Raw genomic sequence first — 18,360 nt, forward strand, 5'->3', positions numbered from 1 at the left:
ACCCGAAAGTGGGTCCCATGATCGAGTCGCTTCGCCGGCCCCGGGTCCTCGCGGCCGTCACCCGCCTCCTGGCGGTGGCGCTGCTTCCGGCGGCGTTCCTGCGTTCGCCCGGCCGCGGCCGGTACCTGGCCTGCCAGTGGGCGCTCGCGTTGCGATACCCGGCCGAGGACTTGGCGGGCCTCAGCGAACCGACCCGGGCGGCCTTCACCGCTGCGCGCACCGACGCGTTCTGGCGGCACCGCCAGCTGATCGGGCTCACCTCCGGCCATCGCGACGTCGCCGACCAGCACCGGCTGTTCGCCGAAGAAGTGCAGCGCACCGGCTCCGTCACCGCAGCCCGGCGTCGAGTGCTGCCACCGCACGAGTCGGCGCACGTCCGCGGCACGGCGCTGGACGTGCGGCCGATCGAGGGCGCGGCGTGGCTGGAGCAGCATGGGGCCGAGTACCGGCTGTATCGCCGCTACGACAACGAATGGTGGCACTTCGAGTACCACGGGGACACCGTGCCGGTGCGGTTGCCGAATCCCGACGCACTGCGGTCGCCGACGATCGTGCGGGTGGCCGGCTAAGGCGAGTTTCCTTGCGCGGCACGGGATTCCAGGTATCTTCGTTCCGGAACGCTGAGCGTTTTCTGTGCCGCTGAACGGTAATAGACCCGGGCCTGCTCGGGCTCGCCCGCCAGATCGAGCAGGTGCGCGCGCACGACGTCGACGCGGTGATGCTCGTCCAGCCCCGCGATTTCGTCGAGCTGCCGCAACCCTTCGCGGGCGCCGTGGACCATCGCGACCGGGACGATCCGGTTCAGCGCCGCCATCGGGCTCGGCGCGAGGGCGAGCAGGAGGTCGTAGAGGGCGAGGATCTGCGGCCAGTCGGTGTCCTCGGCGCGCGCCGCCTCGTCGTGCACGGCGGCGATCGCGGCCTCGAGCTGATACGGCCCGAGCTGGGCGGTGACCAGGGTTTTCCCGATCAGGTCGCGCCCTTCGGCGATCGCGGCGGCGTCCCAGCGGGTGCGGTCCTGTTCGGCCAGCGGCACGGCGGTGCCGTCCGGCCGCGTCCGCGCGGGCCGCCGCGCGTCGCTGAGCAGCATGAGCGCCAGCAGCCCGGCGACCTCGCCGTCGTCGGGGACCTGCGCGTGCAGCTGCCGGGTCAGCCGGATCGCCTCCGCGGTCAGCTCGACCCGGTTGACGGCCGTTCCGGAGCTGGCGGTGTGTCCCTCGGTGAAGATCAGGTAGAGCACCTGCAGCACCGCGGCCAGCCGCTCGGCCCGTTCGCCCGGCGGCGGCATCCGGAACCGGGCCCCGCTGAGCCGCTTCTTGGCCCGGTTGATCCGCTGGCTCACGGTTTTCTCCGGAACCAGCAGCGCCCGGCCGATCTCCGCGGTGGTGAGGCCGCCGACCGCGCGCAGCGTCAACGCGAGCTGCGACGGCTTGCCGAGTTCGGGGTGACAGCACAGCATCAGCAGGGTCAGCGTGTCGTCGTCGGCCGGGGCCAGTTCCGGTTGCGGCACCGCCAGCCCCGCGGCCGTGTGCTCGCGCTGGCGGCGGGCGGACTCGCTGCGTTCGATGTCGATGCGCCTGCGCGCGGCCGCGGTGATCAGCCAGCTCTTGGGGTTGTCCGGCAGGCCCTGCTCCGGCCATTTCAGCGCGGCGGACAGCAGCGCTTCCTGCACCGCGTCCTCGCACAGCGTGAAGTCGCCGAACCGGCGGCAGACGGCGGTGAGCACCTGCGGCGCGAGGTCGCGCAGGAGCTGCTCGACGGCGGTCAGAGGTTCAGCTCTTTCACGTTGCGGAGCGGCCGGACCTCGATCTTGCCGTACAAAGCGTCCGGCACCCGCGCGGCGTGCTCCAGCGCCCGTTCCATGCTCTCGCATTCGACCAGGTAGAAGCCGACGAGATGCTCCTTGACCTCGGCGAACGGCCCGTCGCTCGCCACCGCCTTGCCGTCCTGCACGGTGACGCACTTGGCCTCGGCGGGGTCGGCCAGCCCGTCGCTGAGCACGAGCTCGCCGGATTCTTCGAGCTCGCGGTTCAGCGCGAGATGGCTCCGGGCGAACTCGGCCTTCTTCTCGTCCGGCAGCTCCTCCCAGAGCGCCCGGAACCGCGGGTTGCTGTGGATCATGATCAGGTACCGCACGACTGGCCCCTTCGAAAACTTTTTCTCCGCCGGTGTCGCCTTCAGGATCCCGGCTCCGACGTCCCCCGTGCACATGTCAGCTGAAGAAGGAGCATAACCGTGCGCAAGATCGTGGCCGGACTGTCGGTTTCGCTCGACGGGGTGACCGGATCGCCGCCGGACTGGATGATGCTGAACCACGAGCCGGACGAGCTGATCCGCGCCAGCATCGCCGATGGCCGCGTTCCTGAACAACACGCCGAAGTACGTCGTGTCGAGCACGCTCACCGAGGCGGACTGGAGCGGTTCGACGCTGCTCGGCCCTGATCTGGCGGCCGAGCTGAACTCCTTGAAAAGCAAGCCGGGCAAGAACATCCACCTTCCCGGCAGCCCGCGGCTGGTGCGGTCGCTGCTGCTGGCGGGCCTGCTCGACGAGCTGAACCTGCTGATCCGCAATGGCGTCCTCTCCGTGACCTACCGTCCGAAGCAACGCTGACCAAATATCCAGGAGGCAAAAATGTTCGACACCAGCAAGGCATTCAGCGGTTTCTCCGTGGACGACATCCCGGCCGCGCGGAAGTTCTACGCCGAGACGCTCGGCATCGAGGTCGCCGAAAACTGGGGGATGCTGCGCCTGCGTCTCGCCGAAGGACGCGAAGTGCTCGTCTATCCCAAGGGCGACAAGCACGTTCCGGCCGAGTACACCATTCTCAACTTCCCGGTGGACGACATCGACCAAGCGGTCGCGGACCTCGGCGCGGCGGGGGTTTCCTTCGAACCGTTCGACGGCGTCGACGAAAAAGGCATCTTCCGGCTAGGCGGTCCGCTGATCGCGTGGTTCCGGGATCCAGCGGGGAATATTCTTTCGGTCCTGCAGGAAAATTGAGGCGAGGACCGCAAAACTGAAGATGCCGGAGCGCGGCGCCGGGTGAGAAGTTGGAGGCATGACGACAGTTTCGGGGCCAGCTCGCACGAGTTGGCAGGGGGTGCTCGCCCTGGCGGCGGCAGTGGTCGTGGCCGCTTCGGCGGTGGGCTTCTTCCGGGGGTTCGAGATGTCCGGAATGGACTCTACGGGTTCTGCTCCGGACCGGCGGCTGCACGGCATGCCGCTGGCGGACATGCCGGAAATGTTCGTCGCCGGAGCGGCACTGCTCCTCGCACTGGGAGCCGCGCTGGCCCTGGGCCAGCCGCGGCACAGTGTTCCCCTGTCCACGCCTACGGTCCGGGGAAGGCGAACGATCGCGGTGGTCGCCACCGCCGCGCTGACGATCGACATCAGCAAGACGTCGACGCTCGGCTTCGTCATTCCCGGCCTGCGCTCGGAATACGGCATCGACGCCTCGACCGCGTCACTGCTCGCGGTGAGCGGCCTGTCCGGCACCGCACTGGGCGCGTTGCTGTGCAGCCGATGGGCCGAGCGCGTCGGCCGCCGGGCCTGCTATCTGCTCGCGACGCTCGGCTTCACCGCGACCAGCATGTGCGGCACCATGCCGGACTTCCGCGGCAACGTCGTGATGTGCTTCCTGATGGGCATCGCCGTCGGCGGGCTGGCCCCGATGCTGATCACCGTCCTCAGCGACCTCTTCCCCGGCCGCAGCCGAGGCGCGACCGTAACCGGCCTGTCGATCATCGCGACCGCGATCGGCTATCTGGTCGCGTCCGGTTCAGCGCTGTGGCTGGAACCAGTGTTCGGCTGGCGAGTGCTGTGGCTGATCGGCGCTCCGACCGGCCTCCTGCTAGCCGCGGCGGCGGTGGTGATCCCGGATCAGCGAGGCACCCCGCCACCTGTCGCGGCCGGACCCCCGGATCAACCACACACCCCCGCCCCAGCGCAGGACGACTGGCTGGCCCGCAACACCCTCACGACCCGCCTCCAATGGGTGTTCGCCTTCTCGATCGGTGTCACCACATTCGGCCTCACCACCTGGGTCCCGACCCTGTCCCGCGTCGGCGGGCTCTCGCTGACCACGGCGAACGCCCTCCTGACCGGATCCGCCGTGGCGATGGTGCTGTGCGCGGGACTGCTCGCACTCGGCTACCGACGCTTCGGCCCCACCGGCGTCACGGTGCGGCTAGCCGTCTGCACCGCGGTGTTGCTGCTGGCGCTCGCGGTATCCGGATGGGCAGTCGCCGCGCCGTGGCTGTCCGCGACGGTGCTGACGGTCGCTCTGCTGGGCGTCAACACGATGGCCGCAGTCTTCCTCCCGGTCGCGGCCGACGTGGTCGACGACGGTCGGCGCGGGCGGGTCGCCGGGTCGGTGTCGTTCTTCAACCGGCTTGGCGGGTTGGCTGGTCCGCTGGTGCTGTCTCTGCTGGTCAGGTCGGTGTCGGACGTGCTGGTCGCGGTCGCGGCCCTCGCCCTGCTGTGCGGTTCGGTCGCCGCCTGCACCAGCCGGCGACAACGGGCGCTGCGGAAAGCCGCGGACGTGACCTGACCGTCCACAATGGTCAGAACCGCCGCGTGAACGGCAGCGGCCGTCGCATCCGGACCAGCAGCAGCAACGGAATCAGCACGTACGGGAGGTTGAACGCGAGGAACTTGCCCGGATTGCCGGTACGGGTCGCCGGGTCGCCGAAGAACTCGACGCCGAACACGACGATCCCGGTGAGGGTGGCGATCATCGTCGCGTAGATCACCGCGAACAGCTGGATCCCGTTGCGGCCCGCGACGAGGCACCAGACGAGCACGACGTAGAACGGGAGGTAGACGAACGCCGAGAGCCCGGTGACGATCCGCATCCAGTCCGGCGGATGCATGAACAGCGGGTCGGCGTCGTGGGCGTACCAGTAGTTGGAGTCGACGAAAAAGTTGCCGGTCGGCCGCGAGAAGTCGACGCCGATCGTCGGCAGCAGGTCGCTGATCAGCGACGTCACCGTGAACACCGAGAAGATCGCCGCGAAGAACAGGTCGATCTTGCGCTCGCGCAGCGGCAGGTTCGGGGCGTCCATCGGCGGATTCTACGGCCTCGCGCCGGCGAATTCGCCAGTACAGTCGCGGTCATGAACGCGTTCCAGGTCTGCCTCTGGGTGTTCGCGGGCGTCTGCGCCGGCTGCTGGCTGCTGTCGGTGCTCACCAGGGAGTACTCCTGGGTGGACCGGATCTGGTCGGTCGTCCCGGTGGCCTACGCCGGGATCTTCGCCGGGCACGCGGGATTCGCCGACGCCCGGCTGAACCTGCTGTTCGCGCTCGTGTTCCTGTGGGGTGCGCGGCTGACGTTCAACTACGCCCGCAAGGGCGGCTACGCGCCCGGCGGCGAGGACTACCGCTGGGCAGTGCTGCGCGGCCGGATGGCGCGGTGGCAGTTCCAGCTGTTCAACCTCTTCTTCATCACGCTCTACCAGAACGTCATCCTGCTGCTCATCACGCTTCCCGCGTGGACCGCGCTGGACCATCGGACGCCGCTGGGCGCGGCCGACATCGTGCTGGCCGTCGCGTTCGTTGCCTGTCTGGTCGGCGAAACGGTCGCGGACCAGCAGCAATGGAACTTCCACCAGTGGAAGAAGCGCGAGACGGCCGCCGGACGCACCCCCGAACCGCGGTTCGCGCAGACCGGGCTCTTCCGGTTTTCCCGCCACCCCAACTTCTTCTTCGAACAAGCGCAGTGGTGGCTGGTGTTCCTGTTCGGCGTATCCGCGGCGGGCGCCGTCACCTGGACGATCGCCGGCGCGGTCCTCCTGACCGCCCTCTTCATCGGTTCGACGATCTTCACCGAGAGCATCACGCTCGGCCGCTACCCCGAGTACGCGAACTACCAGCGGCGAGTTTCGCCGATCGTGCCGTGGTTCCCGCGCCGGGGGAGTGCTGTCGGGTCCACTTCGGACTGAGCGCCGCCGCGCTGTGACCGCCCTCACGTCAATGCCGTGAACCTCCCCGGTGTCCGATGAGTCGGAAGGGATACCGTTCGCCCGGTAGGGTCACGGTTCACACGACTGGGGGTAGTTTCATGATCGGTTTCGAAACCGACCTCGACGACCTGCGCAAGGCGAGCAGGTTCGTCGCGGCCGCCGGGGACGCGGCGGACACCGCGCGCGGCGGCGTGCGCGGGCTGGACCTGCCCGACGCGGTCAGCCCAGCCGCCATCATCGGCTCGATCAACCCGTTCGGCGGCGGCCCGACCACGGCGTTCGGCGGCTCGCTCGGCATGCCCAAAGTCGCGGCGGCGTACGAAAACCACCGCGCGAAGGTCGAGGATGCGCTCGCGAAGCTGGCCTACACGACGCACCAGGCGAGCGAAGCGCTCCAGCGGGTCGCCGAACTGTACGAGGCGTCGGACGCCGAGTCGCAGGCCGCGGTGCGGCGCGCCGGCGGGGAGGTGCGCTGACGTGAGCGAGCAGGAGGACTACTTCGGGCTCAGCGGCGGCAGCGACGGCCGTCCGCGCGCGGAACTGCTCGAAGGCATCAGCGAGGACCTGCACCAGGGCGCCAATGACGCGCTCGACGGGCTGGAATTCCTGCGCTACGCGGAGTTCTTCAAGTTCTCCATGGCGAAGGGGCTCTTCGAGGCGTACCAGGACAAGGTCACCGAGGTCTTCCGCGAGTTCTCCGAGGCCGACCTCAAGGACACCGGCGGCGGCCTGCAGTCGATGATCAACTCGTACGAACCGGTGTGGAAGAACCTCAGCCGCGGGTCGATCACCGAACTGCGCCGGGCGAAGGAACTGCTGGGTTCGTGGCGCGGCAACGCGGCCGAGGACGTCAAGACCTACCTCGACCGGCTGTCGGAGGCGTACGAGGCGCTCGCCGCTGAGATCACGGTGGTGGAGAGCGACATCGTCGCCGCTCGCGACGGCGTGTGGGCCGCACGGGACGACCTCGGTTCGCTCGCGCTCACCTTCCGGGAAACCGCGGAGAAGTACCAGAAAGCCAAGGCCAAGGAGGGCGAAATCTCCTGGTCGAAGGTGGCGGCGGTGGCCTTCACCGGCGCGCTGGTCGGGATGCTGGCCGTGGTCGCCACCCCGGCCGGAGCCGCGGCCGCCGCGGGCGGGCTGTCGATGAGCGCGGTCGGAGCGCAGGCCGCGGTGGCCGGTGCGGGAGCCGGTCTCACCGAGGTGACCGCACAGGCCTCGGCGAAGGTCGAGGGCGACAACGCGGACGACATCTTCGAGAGCTTCCTCGGCGGCGTGGACAAGATCCGCTCGCACATGCAGGAATCGGCGGGCCGGCTCGCGGACAAGATCCACGAGAAGTCGGTCAACCTGCCGCCCGTGCCGAGCCCGCCCGACGTGAGCCCCGGCGATTCGTTCGACCCGTCCAACTTCGAAACCTCGAACACCCCGAAGGGCACCGAGAAGCGGGTCCGGGACCGGAACGTCGACATCGCGCCGGACGGTTCGGTGTCGCAGCCGTTCTCGCCGTCCACAATGGACTGACGTGGCCGGTCCGGAAGAACTGGTCCAGGCTTTGTCCGCGTTGTCGGTCGAGGCGTCCTCGCCCGGCAACGCGGTCACCGCCACCGTCAACACCGACGGTGTCCTCACTGGACTCAAACTCTCTGGCGCCGTGCGGAATCTGCCGCCGGACGAGCTGGCCGCGTTGGTGCTGCACACGTACGCCGAAGCGCAGCGGGAATCGGCGAACCGGACCGCGGCGCTGCTGGCTCCGCTCGGCACCCGCGGGTACGTGATGGACCGCCTGAAGTGGCGGGCCGAATTCACGCCCGAGGCGGCCCCCGCAGCTCCTCGGCGGTCGGCTCCACCCGCCGAAGCGCGGCCGCCTGCTTCACCGGCCGAGCCCAAACCCGTTGCTGCGCCGGAGAAACCTCGGCAAGCGGCAAGTGCATCCGCCGTACCAGGCGAGGGGGACTACCTTCGCAACCGCACCGCCGACCCCGAGCCTCCGACGGAACCGGAACGCCCGGTGAGCGACGAGGACTGGTACGAGGCGGGCGTGCGGTTCGACGAGGCCTGGTAGCCGCTCAGCCGAGCGTTCCCGGTGCGGAACGCTCTCGGTCTCGGGGTCATCGGGGCTGCACGCAGTCCGGTCAACCGAGCGTGCCCTCGTCCCCGAGCAGCTTGCGCAACCCAGGCAACACCGCGGAAAGATCCTTGCCGGTACGGAAAGCAACCACCGTCGTTTCCGTCTCGCCCGTGTTGCCGAACAACGCGACCGTGTCCGCCATCGCCGCGTCGAAGGCCGCTTCCGGGTCCGTCGCCTGTCCGCGCAGCCAGCGCCGCAGGACGTGGTTGTGGGCGGTCACCACCGCCGCCGCCATGAGTTCGGCGCGTAACGCGGTGTCTTCTCCGCCGCCCATCCAGCGGTGGACGAATTCCTGGAACAGCCGCTGATACTGGCGCGTGCCCGCGATTTCCCGCGCGCGCAACGCGGGCACGCTGCGGGTCAGCCGGTACCGCGCCAGTGCCAGGTCGCCCTCCGCGACGTAGTGCCGCAGTACCAGCCGCGCGGCCTCGGTGACCGCGACGATCGCGGTGCGCGGGTCGGATCCGGCGAGCCGGGCCTCGATCGCGCTCAGCAGGACCTCGTGGTCCGGGAAGATGACGTCCTCTTTGGACCGGAAGGCGCGGAAGAACGTGCTGCGCCCGACGCCTGCGCGGTCGGTGATGTCGTCCACCGTCGTCTGGTCGTAGCCGCGCTCCTCGAACAGCGCGAACGCGGCCTCGGTCAGCCGTTGCTTGGCCGGTTTCTCGGGCATCGGGCCACCTTTCGCACGCACGCTGCGGCCAGCCTAATCGGCCGCGGCCGCCGGCGAGCAGGGTGACGTGGGCCACCCCGCTCTCGCCTACTCGCCGGTACTGAGTACCGTCATCATGAAACCAAGTACCGGAAGGGATGGGTGAGGCACGTGGAGCTCGTCGGCGTGGTCGGCTGCGGCCAGATGGGGGCGGGGATCGCCGAGGTGTGCGCCCGGGCCGGGCTGGACGTCGTGGCGGTCGAATCGAGCCGGGCCGCCGCCGACGCGGGCCGGGCGCGGCTGGAGGCGTCGCTGGGCCGGGCCGAGCGCAAGGGGAAGATCGCGTCCGCGGCCGAGGTGCTGGAGCGGATCCGGATCACCGAAAACCTCGACGACCTGGCCGACCGCACGCTCGTCGTCGAGGCGATCGTGGAGAACGAGGCGGTCAAGGCGGAGCTGTTCGGGAAGCTGGACAAGATCGTCGCCGCGCCGGACGCGGTGCTGGCCTCCAACACGTCGTCCATCCCGATCATGAAGCTCGGCACCGCGACCGAACGCCCGGCGCAGGTGCTCGGCATCCACTTCTTCAACCCGGTGCCGGTCCTGCCGCTGGTCGAACTGGTGCCGAGCCTGCTCACCGGCGACGAGACCACCGACCGCGCGCGGAAGTTCGCCGAGGAGACCCTGGGCAAGCACGCGATCCTGTGCCAGGACCGGGCCGGTTTCGTGGTGAACGCGCTGCTGATCCCGTTCATCCTCGCCGCCGTGCGCATGCTGGAGTCGGGCTTCGCGACGAAGGAAGCCATCGACGAGGGCCTCGTGCGCGGCGCCGCGCACCCGCAGGGCCCGCTCGCGCTGGCCGACCTGATCGGCCTGGACACCACGAAGGCGGTCGCGGAATCGCTGTACGAGGAGTTCAAGGAGCCGCTGTACGCGCCGCCGCCGCTGCTGGCCCGGATGGTCGACGCGGGCCTGCTCGGCCGCAAGACCGGCCGCGGTTTCTACACCTACTAGGAGATCTCCGATGAGCTTCGACCTGTTCAAAATCAACGAAGACCACGAAGCGATCCGCGAGGCCGTCCGCGCGGTCGCCGAAGAGCAAATCGCCCCGCACGCCGCGGAGGCCGACGAGCGCGAAGAATTCCCCAAAGCGTCCTACGACGCACTGGTCGCGTCGGACTTCCACGCCCCGCACGTGACGGAACAATACGGCGGCGCCGGGGCCGACGCGCTGGCCACCTGCATCGTGATCGAAGAAGTGGCGCGCGTGTGCGCTTCGTCGTCGCTCATCCCCGCGGTGAACAAACTCGGCAGCCTGCCGCTGATCCTGGCCGCGAACGAGGACGTCAAGGCGAAGTACCTGCCCCCGCTGGCTTCGGGCGAGGCCGGATTCTCGTATGGACTGTCCGAACGCGACGCGGGCTCGGACACCGCCTCGATGCGGTGCCGCGCCACCCCGTCCGGGGACGACTGGATCCTGAACGGACAGAAGTCGTGGATCACCAACGCGGGATTCTCCGAGTACTACACGGTTCTGGCAGTCACCGACCCGGACGGCCGTCGCGGCGCCAACGTGACTGCCTTCGTGGTCGAGAAGTCCGACCCGGGCTTTTCCTTCGGCGCCAAGGAAAAGAAGCTGGGCATCAAGGGCTCGCCGACGCGTGAACTGCTCTTCGACCAGGTCCGCATCCCGGGCGACCGCATCGTCGGCGAGCCGGGCCAGGGCCTGAAGATCGCGCTGAAGACGCTGGACCACACCCGGGTGACGATCGCCGCCCAGGCGGTCGGCATCGCGCAGGGCGCACTGGACCACGCGCTGGCGTATGTCAAGGAGCGCAAGCAGTTCGGCAAGCACATCGCGGACTTCCAGGGCATCCAGTTCATGCTGGCGGACATGGCGATGGCCGTGGAGACGGCGCGCCAGATGGTGTACACCGCTGCCGCCAAGTCCGAGCGCGGGGACGACGACCTGTCCTTCTTCGGCGCGGCGGCGAAGTGCCACGCGTCGGACGTGGCGATGAGCGTGACGACGGACGCGGTCCAGCTGCTGGGCGGGTACGGCTACACGCGCGACTTCCCGCTGGAGCGCATGATGCGGGACGCGAAGATCACCCAGATTTACGAGGGCACGAACCAGATCCAGCGTCTGGTGATGGCTCGGCAGTTGCTGAAGGGCTGAAAATCCCCAGCTCGCGGCCACTTTCTTCGGCTCGCATGCCTACTCCGTTGTCGGGTTGGCGTTGATCGTTGCTCCGCCTGTTCCGTCTATGTTCCGTCAGCCGACGGCGCGAGGACGGAACAGGCGGAGCTCGATTGCCTGCCGCGCGCGGTCGTGCGAGTCGGGCAGGAGGTGGCCCTAGACCCGGAGTGTGAACACCGGCTCGGCGTGGCCAAGGTACTCCGCCAGCTCGCGGATCGACACGCGCGCGGCGAGCCTGACCGAGGCGTAGCAGTGGCGGAGTTGGTGCGTGCCCTCCTTGCGGGTGGTCACGTACCGGCTCCGTCCGCGAGTCGCCGCTGAGCCGGGCACCCGAACGCGGCAGCCATCAAACCAGCCCTGTGGCCTGGACGTAGCCGCCCGTGAAGTTTCCTGCCACACCCGCTGAACGGGCTAGGCGTCGGACAGTTCTTCCCGGCCGCGCTCGGTCAGCCGGTAGTAGCACTGCGCCCGAGCCGGGTCGGTTTCGGGCCACTCGGTGGTGATCCAGCCGAGCCGCTTCATCTCGTCCAATAACGGAAGCATCCGGGAACTGCGCAGCCCCGTGTCCCGCCGGAGAGCCACAGCGGTGAAGCGGGCGTCGGTGCCTCCGATCAGAAACGTCGTCGCCAGCCTGTCCATCTCCCGGGCCGCCCGCATGGCCTCGATTCTACTCGTCGTCCGGCGGTGGAGGGTTGGAAAGCCACCTGAAGCGGGTCGACCGGTAGCCGCCGCCGGGCAGGGTCGGACCGGTCGGCTGCTGTGGCGGGCGGCTCGGCGGAGACCCGTAGACCAGGTTGCCTTCCCGCCCGGCCGCTAGGCAACTGCGCATCTCGCGGCGGTCAGGCATGGCTAATGCTTCCGTTTCGGGTGGGGGCGGTCGGGCTGTATCGGCCGGGGTTGCGGAGTGGAGTTCTTCTCTGTGGGCTTGGTCGTCCGGTGGTCCTTGCCGGATACCGGGGTGGTGGGGCTCTTGCCTGCTCGGTCGCGTCCCATCTGCTGTCCTCATTCCGTCGTGGAAACGTGGGCAGCCCGACAGCCCGGTCGGCGCGCCTCGTCGGAGAAAGCGCGCCGCCGGGCGGCGTTGGTCTCGGTTACTGGCGGGGTCGGGGAGCCAGCAGGGGTGAGAACTCGATGGCGTTCTGGCCGCCGTGCGGCCGGATCCGCACCTTGTTCTTGATCAGCAGCCGGTGGATGGTGCCGTACGACGGGTTGTTTTCGTCCGCCAGTGCTTGCATCGACGCCCCCTTCTCGTACTTGCGGATGATCTCCGCGACAGGCAGGTCGGCACGCCTGACGCCCTGCCGGATCGGCGGAAGCACCGCACCCTGCTGGCGCAACAGCCGCCCAGTCCAGCTCAGCGACAGGCCGTGTGCTTGCGCGATTCCGCTTGATCCGTTGCGCGCGCCTCGTCGGGCGTTTCCATCCGGTGTCCTGTCCTCGCCGTCTGTGGGAGCTATTTGCCGCAGGTCCAGAAGGGTTCGCCGCATTCGCCGCACCGGTGGTCAGTCGCTTTCGCGGTCGCCCGGCAGGCCTTGCAGGCGAGCCGTATGCGTGTCCGCGGCCGGACCGGGGCAGAGCGCGCAAAGCCTGGTTCTCCACGCAGCCAGGCGGCGAACAGCAAGAGAGGGTTGACGCCGTTCTCGTCGTCGGAGTAGTAGCGACGCCGGTAGGCGCGGCCGTGATTGTGAGGATTAGCCGCGGTCATGGCACAGGCCTCGGCTGTCGGGGTCGCGGCTGCAGGCCGGGGTGACCCTTCGGAACCGTCCAGCCGAGTGAGCGGCGGTACACCACATCGCAGTACGGGCATTGGGTCGGCGCACCGTGCATCCGACGCTTATCGAGAGTCTCGAACTCCGCAACCGCGGTTTCTCCGCACAGCATTGTGAGGCCCTGGCCCGGCGCCGGGATGCCAGAGAGACGGGTGCGGTGCCACACATTGTCGATCACAGGAAGGATTGCTGCCGGGTCGATGTAGATCATTGCTGGCACTCGAGACCACCCCCTCAGCGTTTTGACTGGTCAGCGGGTCTGCAACTTCGATAAGTGACGCTACGATCGCCGGAGAGCAAACAGAACGGACCGCGAGTACGGGTACGGTTCGGCTGGAACAGCCAAGACGGGGGCGTCCGTGGGCGGAGTGTCGGCAACACTGACCGGGAGCCAGGGTTCCCGGTCAATGGGTGTCGTCTCGGGGTACGTGCTCAAGTTGGCGCGCGAGTCCGCGGGGCTTACGCAAGAGCGCCTAGCGGAACGGCTAGCGGTCGACGGAAGCACCGTTCAGGGGTGGGAGTCGGGGCGCAGGCCCCTCTCGGCGATGAACGCGGGGGACTTCGCCCGTCTCTGTGCCCGGTTGCCCCGCTTGGGCGCGCCTGCCTCGACTGGGCGGCACCTGCGCACGGCCGTCGAAGCCGATCTCGTTCTCTCGACCGGTTCCACCGCCGGAGACGCGTGGGTAGACCCCGAGTTGCATCCGCTGGCTGCGAGTGTGCACCGCAAGACGCTCACGAACATGATCACGTGGCCGTTCACTGGGCACCTGCCGTCCGAACTCGGGGTGTTCGGGCCGAAGGCGCCTCGCCGTGGTCCCGTCGCGCCCGGCCCCACGATGAGCGCCGACGCACGAACCCGGTTCTTCGACCACCTGCTGACCGTCGCTGAGCGCGGGGTGCTCCCGGGCGAGGCGCTGCTGCGCCGGCAAGCTGTGTACCTGCTTGGGTTCGACCGGCGCGGCGAGGTCGTGCAGTGGCTGCGAGGGGAATGGGCAAACGCCGGCCGCCGAGCGATCGCCGACGGCGACGTGACCAGGCTCCTCGAGGCCCGCTCGGCATCCGTCGCGCTCGCGTCAATCGGCGACGGCGCACACCTGCACGACTTCGTCGCGCGCACCGCAGACACTGACGCCGAGATCGCGAATCTCAACTACTGGGCGCATTGGATCGGCGAGTTGCAAGACGACCAGGCCGACGATCACTTCATGGCTGAGGCCGACACCCGAACATGGTCGGGAATCCGGCTGTTTCACCATCTGGTCGGTCGGCTCGACCCGGCTTCGCCGCACCTCCCGCTCAACCTGCACACGATGCACTCGCTCGTGGCCAGTCGTCCTGCCCTGCTGACCGAACGGTCCGGCGAACGGGACGCACTGGCCGAGGCACTGGACGTGCTCTCGTCGGACGACGTGCTGTCACGTCAGGGACGTGACCAGGTCGCCGGACTTCACTACGCTCTGCGTCTCGCCGACCGATAGGGAGATCACTTCATGCCAGACGAAACCGCCGCCGCCCTCGCCGCGTTCGGCTACGAACTCGGGCTGCTCAAGCGCATCCGCCGTGCGGGCTGGTGGCAGGTCGGCGTCCGCGACCCGGAATCGGTCGCGGAGCACAGCTTGCGCGCCGCGCAGATCGCGGCGCTGCTCGCCGCCGAGGAAGGCGCGAACCCGGAGCGGGCCGCGTTCCTCGCGATCTGGCACGACACCCAGGAGACCCGCACCGGCGACATCCCGCACACCGCGGGCAAGTACCTGGCCAAGCCTGAACCGCGAGAGATCACCGCAGACCAGACCGGCGGGCTGCCCGGCGGCACCCGCGACGTAGTGCGGGCCGCGGTCGACGAGTACGAGACCCGGGAGACACTCGAAGCAAAATGCGCGAAGGACGCTGACAAGCTCGAAATGCTGTTGCAGGCCATCGAATACCGCGAAATCGGGGTCGAGCGGGTTGCCGGGTGGATTGACTCCGGTCGCAAGGGACTCGCGACCGAGGCAGCTCGACGGATCGCCGAGGCCGCGGTGACGCTGTCCCCGTTGGCATGGCGAGGTCGCTGATTACTGAGATGCCGGGAGCGTGAAGCTGTCGGCCCAACTGGTGCCGTTCCACCACTGCAACTGGCCCGGCTGCTGCGGCGGCGGATACCAGCCCGGGGGAGTGCCCAGCGGCGAGTTGCACAGCTGCTGCGCTGCGGTTCGGCCCCTTCACCATCACCGCGATGAGCGTCGGTATTCCGGCCAAGATGGCTAGCGCGGCGAGGATGACTATGCCGAGCACCAAGTACTGCGCAACCGCCGGGCTCATGACCCCTCCAGGGCGCGGCGGGGATCATCGGAGCCAACCCGCTGCGCGCCGGGTCGCTGATGATCTTGCCGTGTTCCGTCTCTGTTCCGTGGGACAGCCAATCGGTGCCGTCGTGAGCCAACGAAGACAAACGCCCGATCTGCAGGTCCAGCGGCAAGATCGAAAATGTCCGCCCTGGTCAGCCTTATGCTCTTCCTCAAGCACGCAGATTTACGAGGGCACGAACCAGATCCAGCGTCTGGTGATGGCTCGGCAGTTGCTGAAGGGCTGAGGTCCTCGCTCCGGTAGTTCAGGCGCGCTCGCGGCTCACGGCCCGGTACTCGTCGCGGAGCCGGAAGAACACGTCCAGCGGGTCCTCGCCGTCGGCGTGCTCTTCGACGGCGGCCGCCCATCCCAAGGCCATCGGCCAGCCGAAACGAGCCTCGAGCCATTGGGCGAACGGGCCGACGGGCCGCCACTCGAACTCCTCGTCGATTCCGTGCACGTCCAGGGCGACGCCGTAGCCGAGGAGGAGGATCTGCAAGTCCCGCAGAGAACGTTGCCGCAGCCGCATCTTCGGGCGAAGCCGGATCTGGTCGAGGATCTCGTGCACGTCCTGGCACTGATCGACGGGTTTCGGCCGTTTCCCCGACGCAGCTGTCACCCCGCAAACCCTACCGAGTCAACGCGGCCAGGGCGCTCCGCGCGTCGCCCAGCGGTCAAGCCCCGGCTTTGTGCTGCCGATCATGCCTCCGCTGCGCCTTCACCACGTCCACCGTCCGCACGAGGACCCAATCCAGCAGCCCCCGCAGCGGCGTCGTCAGTTCCTGTCCGAGGTCGGTCAGCGAGTACGTCACCTTGGGCGGCGTAGCGGGCTCCACCTCGCGATGGATCAAGCCGTCGCGCGTGAGGGTGCGCAGGTTCTGCGACAGCATCTTTTCGCTGATTCCGCCGATCGCGTCGCGCAGTTCGTAGAAGCGCGCCGGGCGTTCGCGCAACGAGAGCAGGATCAGCGTGCCCCACCGGCTGCACACGTGGTCGAGCACTGTCCGGCCGGGGCAGTCGCTGTTGAACGCGTCACCCGGGTCCGGGGCGGCTCGGCGTCCTGCCTCGATGCTTACTCCCATGTCAGAAGCTTACCTCAAGGTGTGTTCTTACCAAAAGTTAGCCCAGAACCTAGGGTGAGCTTCACTGTGACACAAGGAGGTACTCCCCGTGACCGTTTTGGTGATCGGCGCTACCGGCAACGTCGGCCGTCAGGTGACAACCCAGCTGGCCGAGCGCGGCCTTCCGGTACGCGCGTTGGCTCGGCGGCCCGAGAAGGCCAATCTGCCCGACGGCGTCGAAGTCGTTCCCGGTGATTTGTCTGATGTGGACAGTCTCCGTGCCGCGTTGCGTGGGGCGAAGTCTGCCTTTTTGATGTGGCCGCTGATCTCCGGCGATCCGGCCGAGGCGATCGCGGACACCATCGCGGCCAGCGCCGGTCGGTTGGTCCTGCTGTCTTCGGCCGCTGCCCGCAGTGATTCGGACGACGCGATCAGCCAGGTCCATCGTGCGGTGGAGAAGGCGATCGAGCGCACGAGTCTGGAGTGGACGTTCCTTCAACCGCACGGCTTCGCGAGCAACACGCTTGGCTGGGCGCCGCAAATTCGCGAGAACGGTGTCGTTCGCGGAGCTTACGGTTCGGTGTACTCGACGCTGATCCACGAAGCCGACATGGCGGCGGTCGCGGTGGCCGCGCTGACTTCCGACGGGCACGTCGGCGCCAAGTACGACCTCACCGGCCCCGCTGCGCTCACGCAGGTCGAGCAGGTCCGCGTGATCGGAGAGGTGATCGGCCGCGAGACCCGGTGGGAGGAGGTGCCGCGGGAGGTGATGCGAGAAACGCTCCTCGAGCGGATGCCGGCGAAGTACGCGGACGCCATGCTCGACGCGTACGCCCTTTTGGCGGGCCGCGAACCCGACCGGCCGACGACGACGGTGGAAGACGTCACCGGGGTTCCGGCACGGAGTTTCGCCCAGTGGGTGGCCGATCACGCGGCCGATTTCGCTCCTGCGGGGCGCTGAAGGCACAGGTCGCGGACCTGCTGGGGGCGCGCGCGAGAGGACGGCGGCAATCGGGGTGGAACCCGATCCGCCGTCCGGACGGTGCGCGGCAGCTCTGGCGAAGGCTCAGCGGTCGTAATACGTAGTCGGCCCCTCCGGCCACTGCCGCGTGGGCGGGGGCGGAGGCGGCTGCTGCTCCGCCCGGCTGCTCCGCTTCCGCCGATGCAGCGTCCGGGCGCTCGCCGCCATGCTGCTCACCAGGGAAGCGATCACCAAACCGATCACCAGGTTGATCGCCGCCGTGGCGATTTTCGCTTCCAGGCCCACCGTCAGGGTCAGCGGCACGACCACCGCGATGGCCGTGACGAGCACCATGATCCAGCCGAAAAACTGGCCCGGCGCGGGGGTCGCCACGCTCAGCAGGTGCATCAGGCCGGTCGCCAGCAACGCCACCGCGGCGGCGGAGACGGCGTACGTCGGGGTGCTCGCTTTGCCCCACAGGCCGTCGCCCTTCGGGGCGAGCACGGGCACGTCGAAGATGCCTCGCGCGATCAGCAGGCCCACCACCGCCACGAGAGCGGCGACCACGGCGGTGGCCAGTCCGCCTGCCCACAACCTGGCGGCGTCGATGCCTGGCCGGGTGTCCTCCCCGTAATTGCCGGGGTATTGCTGGCCCATCGAACGGTCCTTCCGTCGCGAAAGCGGTCGCTGCCGATTGTCCCGCTAGTTCGGCTGCTCCGCTGGGTCGGCGGATTTCGCGAGCGAACGCAGCCGGAAAGACAGGACCACGAGGGTTACCCCGTAAATCACCGCGTAAATCCCGATCAGCAGCGCGACGCCGAACGCGCCGGCGATCGGGTGGAAGAGCACCAGCACCCCGGCGATCACCGAAAGCGCGCCCGCGACGATCAAAAACGCCTCGCCGGTGATCTGCTTGCGCAGCCGGATCGCGGCGACGATTTCCATGATCCCGGTGACCACCGCCCACGCCCCGACGAGCGTCGCCAGCACCAGCACGGTCACCCCGGGCCACACCAGCGTCATGATCCCGGCGAGCAGGCCCAGCACGCCGAGCAGCGCGTACGCGATCCGGTGCGCGCCGTCGCCCGGCCGGAACGCCTGCATCAGCGCGCCGACCGCGTCGACCAGCACGTAGATGCCGAACAGGAAGGCCAGTGCCAGCACGGTGATCCCCGGCCACACCAGCGCCAGCACGCCGAACAGCACGCCCAGGATCCCGCGCGTGAGGACGAGCGGCCACGCGCGGCGCGGATCGAGCACCGCGAAGCCGAGGACGGGCGGAATGGACGTGGACATCGGATGC

Annotated in this window: 25 protein-coding genes; 13 read left to right on the top strand and 12 right to left on the bottom strand. The window is 68.7% G+C overall.

Annotated elements, in window-relative coordinates; translation table 11 throughout:
* Positions 1-17: 17 nt before the first annotated feature.
* A complete protein-coding gene (locus CU254_RS13520) occupies positions 18-569 on the top strand; it encodes a D-alanyl-D-alanine carboxypeptidase family protein (RefSeq protein ID WP_037713549.1) in 552 nt (183 codons plus the stop codon).
* Here CU254_RS13520 and CU254_RS13525 read toward each other — a convergent pair.
* Positions 566-1,765: an RNA polymerase sigma factor gene (locus CU254_RS13525; protein WP_009076533.1), complete on the bottom strand. Its 1,200-nt coding sequence runs from the start codon at positions 1,763-1,765 to the stop codon at positions 566-568. The genes CU254_RS13520 and CU254_RS13525 overlap by 4 nt on opposite strands.
* Positions 1,762-2,133, bottom strand: a complete 372-nt coding sequence (locus CU254_RS13530) for a YciI family protein (protein WP_037717094.1) — start codon at positions 2,131-2,133, stop codon at positions 1,762-1,764. The genes CU254_RS13525 and CU254_RS13530 overlap by 4 nt, the downstream gene beginning before the upstream one ends.
* Before the next feature lie 214 nt (positions 2,134-2,347).
* On the opposite strand from CU254_RS13530, the gene CU254_RS13535 reads away from it, so the two are divergent.
* Genes CU254_RS13535 through CU254_RS13545 form a run of 3 tightly spaced genes read left to right on the top strand, consistent with a single transcriptional unit; the run spans position 2,348 to position 4,547 of the window.
* Positions 2,348-2,608, top strand: coding sequence for a dihydrofolate reductase family protein (locus CU254_RS13535; RefSeq protein WP_009076538.1), 261 nt, complete (start codon positions 2,348-2,350; stop codon positions 2,606-2,608).
* 21 nt (positions 2,609-2,629) lie between these two features.
* The gene (locus tag CU254_RS13540) at positions 2,630-2,998 is read left to right on the top strand and encodes a VOC family protein (RefSeq protein ID WP_009076541.1); all 369 of its coding nucleotides are present in this window, start codon (positions 2,630-2,632) and stop codon (positions 2,996-2,998) included.
* A gap of 58 nt (positions 2,999-3,056) precedes the next feature.
* Positions 3,057-4,547, top strand: coding sequence for an MFS transporter (locus tag CU254_RS13545; RefSeq protein ID WP_009076543.1), 1,491 nt, complete (start codon positions 3,057-3,059; stop codon positions 4,545-4,547).
* Between the two features lie 13 nt (positions 4,548-4,560).
* On the opposite strand, the gene CU254_RS13550 is transcribed toward CU254_RS13545, so the two are convergent.
* Positions 4,561-5,061, bottom strand: coding sequence for an emopamil-binding family protein (locus tag CU254_RS13550; protein WP_009076545.1), 501 nt, complete (start codon positions 5,059-5,061; stop codon positions 4,561-4,563).
* Positions 5,062-5,112: 51 nt separating this feature from the next.
* Here CU254_RS13550 and CU254_RS13555 point away from each other — a divergent pair, with 51 nt between their 5' ends.
* The 4 genes from CU254_RS13555 (at position 5,113) to CU254_RS13570 (ending at position 8,023) form a co-directional block, all read left to right on the top strand.
* Complete coding sequence (locus CU254_RS13555; RefSeq protein WP_009076547.1) at positions 5,113-5,937, top strand: DUF1295 domain-containing protein; 825 nt, start codon at positions 5,113-5,115, stop codon at positions 5,935-5,937.
* A gap of 119 nt (positions 5,938-6,056) precedes the next feature.
* On the top strand, positions 6,057-6,434 hold the full coding sequence (locus tag CU254_RS13560) for a hypothetical protein (RefSeq protein WP_037713551.1): 378 nt from the start codon (positions 6,057-6,059) through the stop codon (positions 6,432-6,434).
* Between the two features lies 1 nt (position 6,435).
* Positions 6,436-7,482 carry a hypothetical protein gene (locus tag CU254_RS13565; RefSeq protein ID WP_009076550.1) on the top strand — a complete coding sequence of 349 codons (1,047 nt, stop codon included), beginning with the start codon at positions 6,436-6,438 and terminating at the stop codon, positions 7,480-7,482.
* Between the two features lies 1 nt (position 7,483).
* The gene (locus CU254_RS13570) at positions 7,484-8,023 is read left to right on the top strand and encodes a YbaB/EbfC family nucleoid-associated protein (protein ID WP_009076553.1); all 540 of its coding nucleotides are present in this window, start codon (positions 7,484-7,486) and stop codon (positions 8,021-8,023) included.
* Positions 8,024-8,093: 70 nt separating this feature from the next.
* On the opposite strand, the gene CU254_RS13575 is transcribed toward CU254_RS13570, so the two are convergent.
* Positions 8,094-8,762, bottom strand: a complete 669-nt coding sequence (locus CU254_RS13575; RefSeq protein ID WP_037713554.1) for a TetR/AcrR family transcriptional regulator — start codon at positions 8,760-8,762, stop codon at positions 8,094-8,096.
* A gap of 141 nt (positions 8,763-8,903) precedes the next feature.
* On the opposite strand from CU254_RS13575, the gene CU254_RS13580 reads away from it, so the two are divergent.
* Both CU254_RS13580 and CU254_RS13585 read left to right on the top strand, forming a co-directional pair.
* Positions 8,904-9,755 carry a 3-hydroxybutyryl-CoA dehydrogenase gene (locus CU254_RS13580; protein WP_009076557.1) on the top strand — a complete coding sequence of 284 codons (852 nt, stop codon included), beginning with the start codon at positions 8,904-8,906 and terminating at the stop codon, positions 9,753-9,755.
* Between the two features lie 10 nt (positions 9,756-9,765).
* Positions 9,766-10,920 carry an acyl-CoA dehydrogenase family protein gene (locus tag CU254_RS13585; protein ID WP_009076559.1) on the top strand — a complete coding sequence of 385 codons (1,155 nt, stop codon included), beginning with the start codon at positions 9,766-9,768 and terminating at the stop codon, positions 10,918-10,920.
* A gap of 177 nt (positions 10,921-11,097) precedes the next feature.
* Here CU254_RS13585 and CU254_RS44620 read toward each other — a convergent pair whose 3' ends face one another.
* The 3 genes from CU254_RS44620 to CU254_RS44090 all read right to left on the bottom strand — a co-directional run bounded on the left by CU254_RS44620 (position 11,098) and on the right by CU254_RS44090 (position 12,260).
* Positions 11,098-11,232: a hypothetical protein gene (locus CU254_RS44620; protein WP_255409867.1), complete on the bottom strand. Its 135-nt coding sequence runs from the start codon at positions 11,230-11,232 to the stop codon at positions 11,098-11,100.
* Between the two features lie 120 nt (positions 11,233-11,352).
* Positions 11,353-11,598, bottom strand: a complete 246-nt coding sequence (locus CU254_RS13595; protein WP_009076562.1) for a helix-turn-helix transcriptional regulator — start codon at positions 11,596-11,598, stop codon at positions 11,353-11,355.
* Between the two features lie 434 nt (positions 11,599-12,032).
* The gene (locus tag CU254_RS44090; RefSeq protein ID WP_199785897.1) at positions 12,033-12,260 is read right to left on the bottom strand and encodes a helix-turn-helix domain-containing protein; all 228 of its coding nucleotides are present in this window, start codon (positions 12,258-12,260) and stop codon (positions 12,033-12,035) included.
* Positions 12,261-13,117: 857 nt separating this feature from the next.
* Between CU254_RS44090 and CU254_RS13615 the strand changes: the two genes are divergently transcribed.
* Both CU254_RS13615 and CU254_RS13620 read left to right on the top strand, forming a co-directional pair.
* Positions 13,118-14,188 carry a helix-turn-helix transcriptional regulator gene (locus tag CU254_RS13615; RefSeq protein WP_063631938.1) on the top strand — a complete coding sequence of 357 codons (1,071 nt, stop codon included), beginning with the start codon at positions 13,118-13,120 and terminating at the stop codon, positions 14,186-14,188.
* A 12-nt stretch (positions 14,189-14,200) separates the two neighbouring features.
* Complete coding sequence (locus CU254_RS13620; protein WP_009076573.1) at positions 14,201-14,764, top strand: HD family hydrolase; 564 nt, start codon at positions 14,201-14,203, stop codon at positions 14,762-14,764.
* Here the strand turns inward: CU254_RS13620 and CU254_RS44915 are convergent, their stop codons facing one another.
* The 3 genes from CU254_RS44915 to CU254_RS13640 all read right to left on the bottom strand — a co-directional run bounded on the left by CU254_RS44915 (position 14,765) and on the right by CU254_RS13640 (position 16,117).
* Positions 14,765-14,887, bottom strand: a complete 123-nt coding sequence (locus CU254_RS44915) for a DUF2510 domain-containing protein (RefSeq protein ID WP_078561103.1) — start codon at positions 14,885-14,887, stop codon at positions 14,765-14,767.
* 413 nt (positions 14,888-15,300) lie between these two features.
* Positions 15,301-15,654, bottom strand: coding sequence for a hypothetical protein (locus tag CU254_RS13635; RefSeq protein ID WP_009076574.1), 354 nt, complete (start codon positions 15,652-15,654; stop codon positions 15,301-15,303).
* Between the two features lie 55 nt (positions 15,655-15,709).
* Positions 15,710-16,117 carry a helix-turn-helix domain-containing protein gene (locus tag CU254_RS13640; RefSeq protein ID WP_009076576.1) on the bottom strand — a complete coding sequence of 136 codons (408 nt, stop codon included), beginning with the start codon at positions 16,115-16,117 and terminating at the stop codon, positions 15,710-15,712.
* 88 nt (positions 16,118-16,205) lie between these two features.
* Between CU254_RS13640 and CU254_RS13645 the strand changes: the two genes are divergently transcribed.
* On the top strand, positions 16,206-17,057 hold the full coding sequence (locus CU254_RS13645; protein WP_009076577.1) for an NAD(P)H-binding protein: 852 nt from the start codon (positions 16,206-16,208) through the stop codon (positions 17,055-17,057).
* Positions 17,058-17,162: 105 nt separating this feature from the next.
* Here the strand turns inward: CU254_RS13645 and CU254_RS13650 are convergent, their stop codons facing one another.
* Together CU254_RS13650 and CU254_RS13655 are read right to left on the bottom strand one after the other, a co-directional pair.
* Complete coding sequence (locus CU254_RS13650) at positions 17,163-17,714, bottom strand: DUF6069 family protein (protein ID WP_009076579.1); 552 nt, start codon at positions 17,712-17,714, stop codon at positions 17,163-17,165.
* 45 nt (positions 17,715-17,759) lie between these two features.
* A complete protein-coding gene (locus CU254_RS13655) occupies positions 17,760-18,353 on the bottom strand; it encodes an HdeD family acid-resistance protein (protein ID WP_009076581.1) in 594 nt (197 codons plus the stop codon).
* Positions 18,354-18,360: the final 7 nt, after the last annotated feature.

The sequence above is a fragment of the Amycolatopsis sp. AA4 genome, assembly GCF_002796545.1.
Classification (GTDB): domain Bacteria; phylum Actinomycetota; class Actinomycetes; order Mycobacteriales; family Pseudonocardiaceae; genus Amycolatopsis.

Coding starts and splice junctions, on each gene's coding strand:
- CU254_RS13520 (WP_037713549.1), top strand. CDS start 18: ATGATCGAGTCGCTTCGCCGGCCCCGGGTCCTCGCGGCCGTCACCCGC.
- CU254_RS13535 (WP_009076538.1), top strand. CDS start 2,348: ATGGCCGCGTTCCTGAACAACACGCCGAAGTACGTCGTGTCGAGCACG.
- CU254_RS13540 (WP_009076541.1), top strand. CDS start 2,630: ATGTTCGACACCAGCAAGGCATTCAGCGGTTTCTCCGTGGACGACATC.
- CU254_RS13545 (WP_009076543.1), top strand. CDS start 3,057: ATGACGACAGTTTCGGGGCCAGCTCGCACGAGTTGGCAGGGGGTGCTC.
- CU254_RS13550 (WP_009076545.1), bottom strand. CDS start 5,061: ATGGACGCCCCGAACCTGCCGCTGCGCGAGCGCAAGATCGACCTGTTC.
- CU254_RS13555 (WP_009076547.1), top strand. CDS start 5,113: ATGAACGCGTTCCAGGTCTGCCTCTGGGTGTTCGCGGGCGTCTGCGCC.
- CU254_RS13560 (WP_037713551.1), top strand. CDS start 6,057: ATGATCGGTTTCGAAACCGACCTCGACGACCTGCGCAAGGCGAGCAGG.
- CU254_RS13575 (WP_037713554.1), bottom strand. CDS start 8,762: ATGCCCGAGAAACCGGCCAAGCAACGGCTGACCGAGGCCGCGTTCGCG.
- CU254_RS13585 (WP_009076559.1), top strand. CDS start 9,766: ATGAGCTTCGACCTGTTCAAAATCAACGAAGACCACGAAGCGATCCGC.
- CU254_RS13595 (WP_009076562.1), bottom strand. CDS start 11,598: ATGCGGGCGGCCCGGGAGATGGACAGGCTGGCGACGACGTTTCTGATC.
- CU254_RS13615 (WP_063631938.1), top strand. CDS start 13,118: ATGGGTGTCGTCTCGGGGTACGTGCTCAAGTTGGCGCGCGAGTCCGCG.
- CU254_RS13620 (WP_009076573.1), top strand. CDS start 14,201: ATGCCAGACGAAACCGCCGCCGCCCTCGCCGCGTTCGGCTACGAACTC.
- CU254_RS13640 (WP_009076576.1), bottom strand. CDS start 16,117: ATGGGAGTAAGCATCGAGGCAGGACGCCGAGCCGCCCCGGACCCGGGT.
- CU254_RS13650 (WP_009076579.1), bottom strand. CDS start 17,714: ATGGGCCAGCAATACCCCGGCAATTACGGGGAGGACACCCGGCCAGGC.
- CU254_RS13655 (WP_009076581.1), bottom strand. CDS start 18,353: ATGTCCACGTCCATTCCGCCCGTCCTCGGCTTCGCGGTGCTCGATCCG.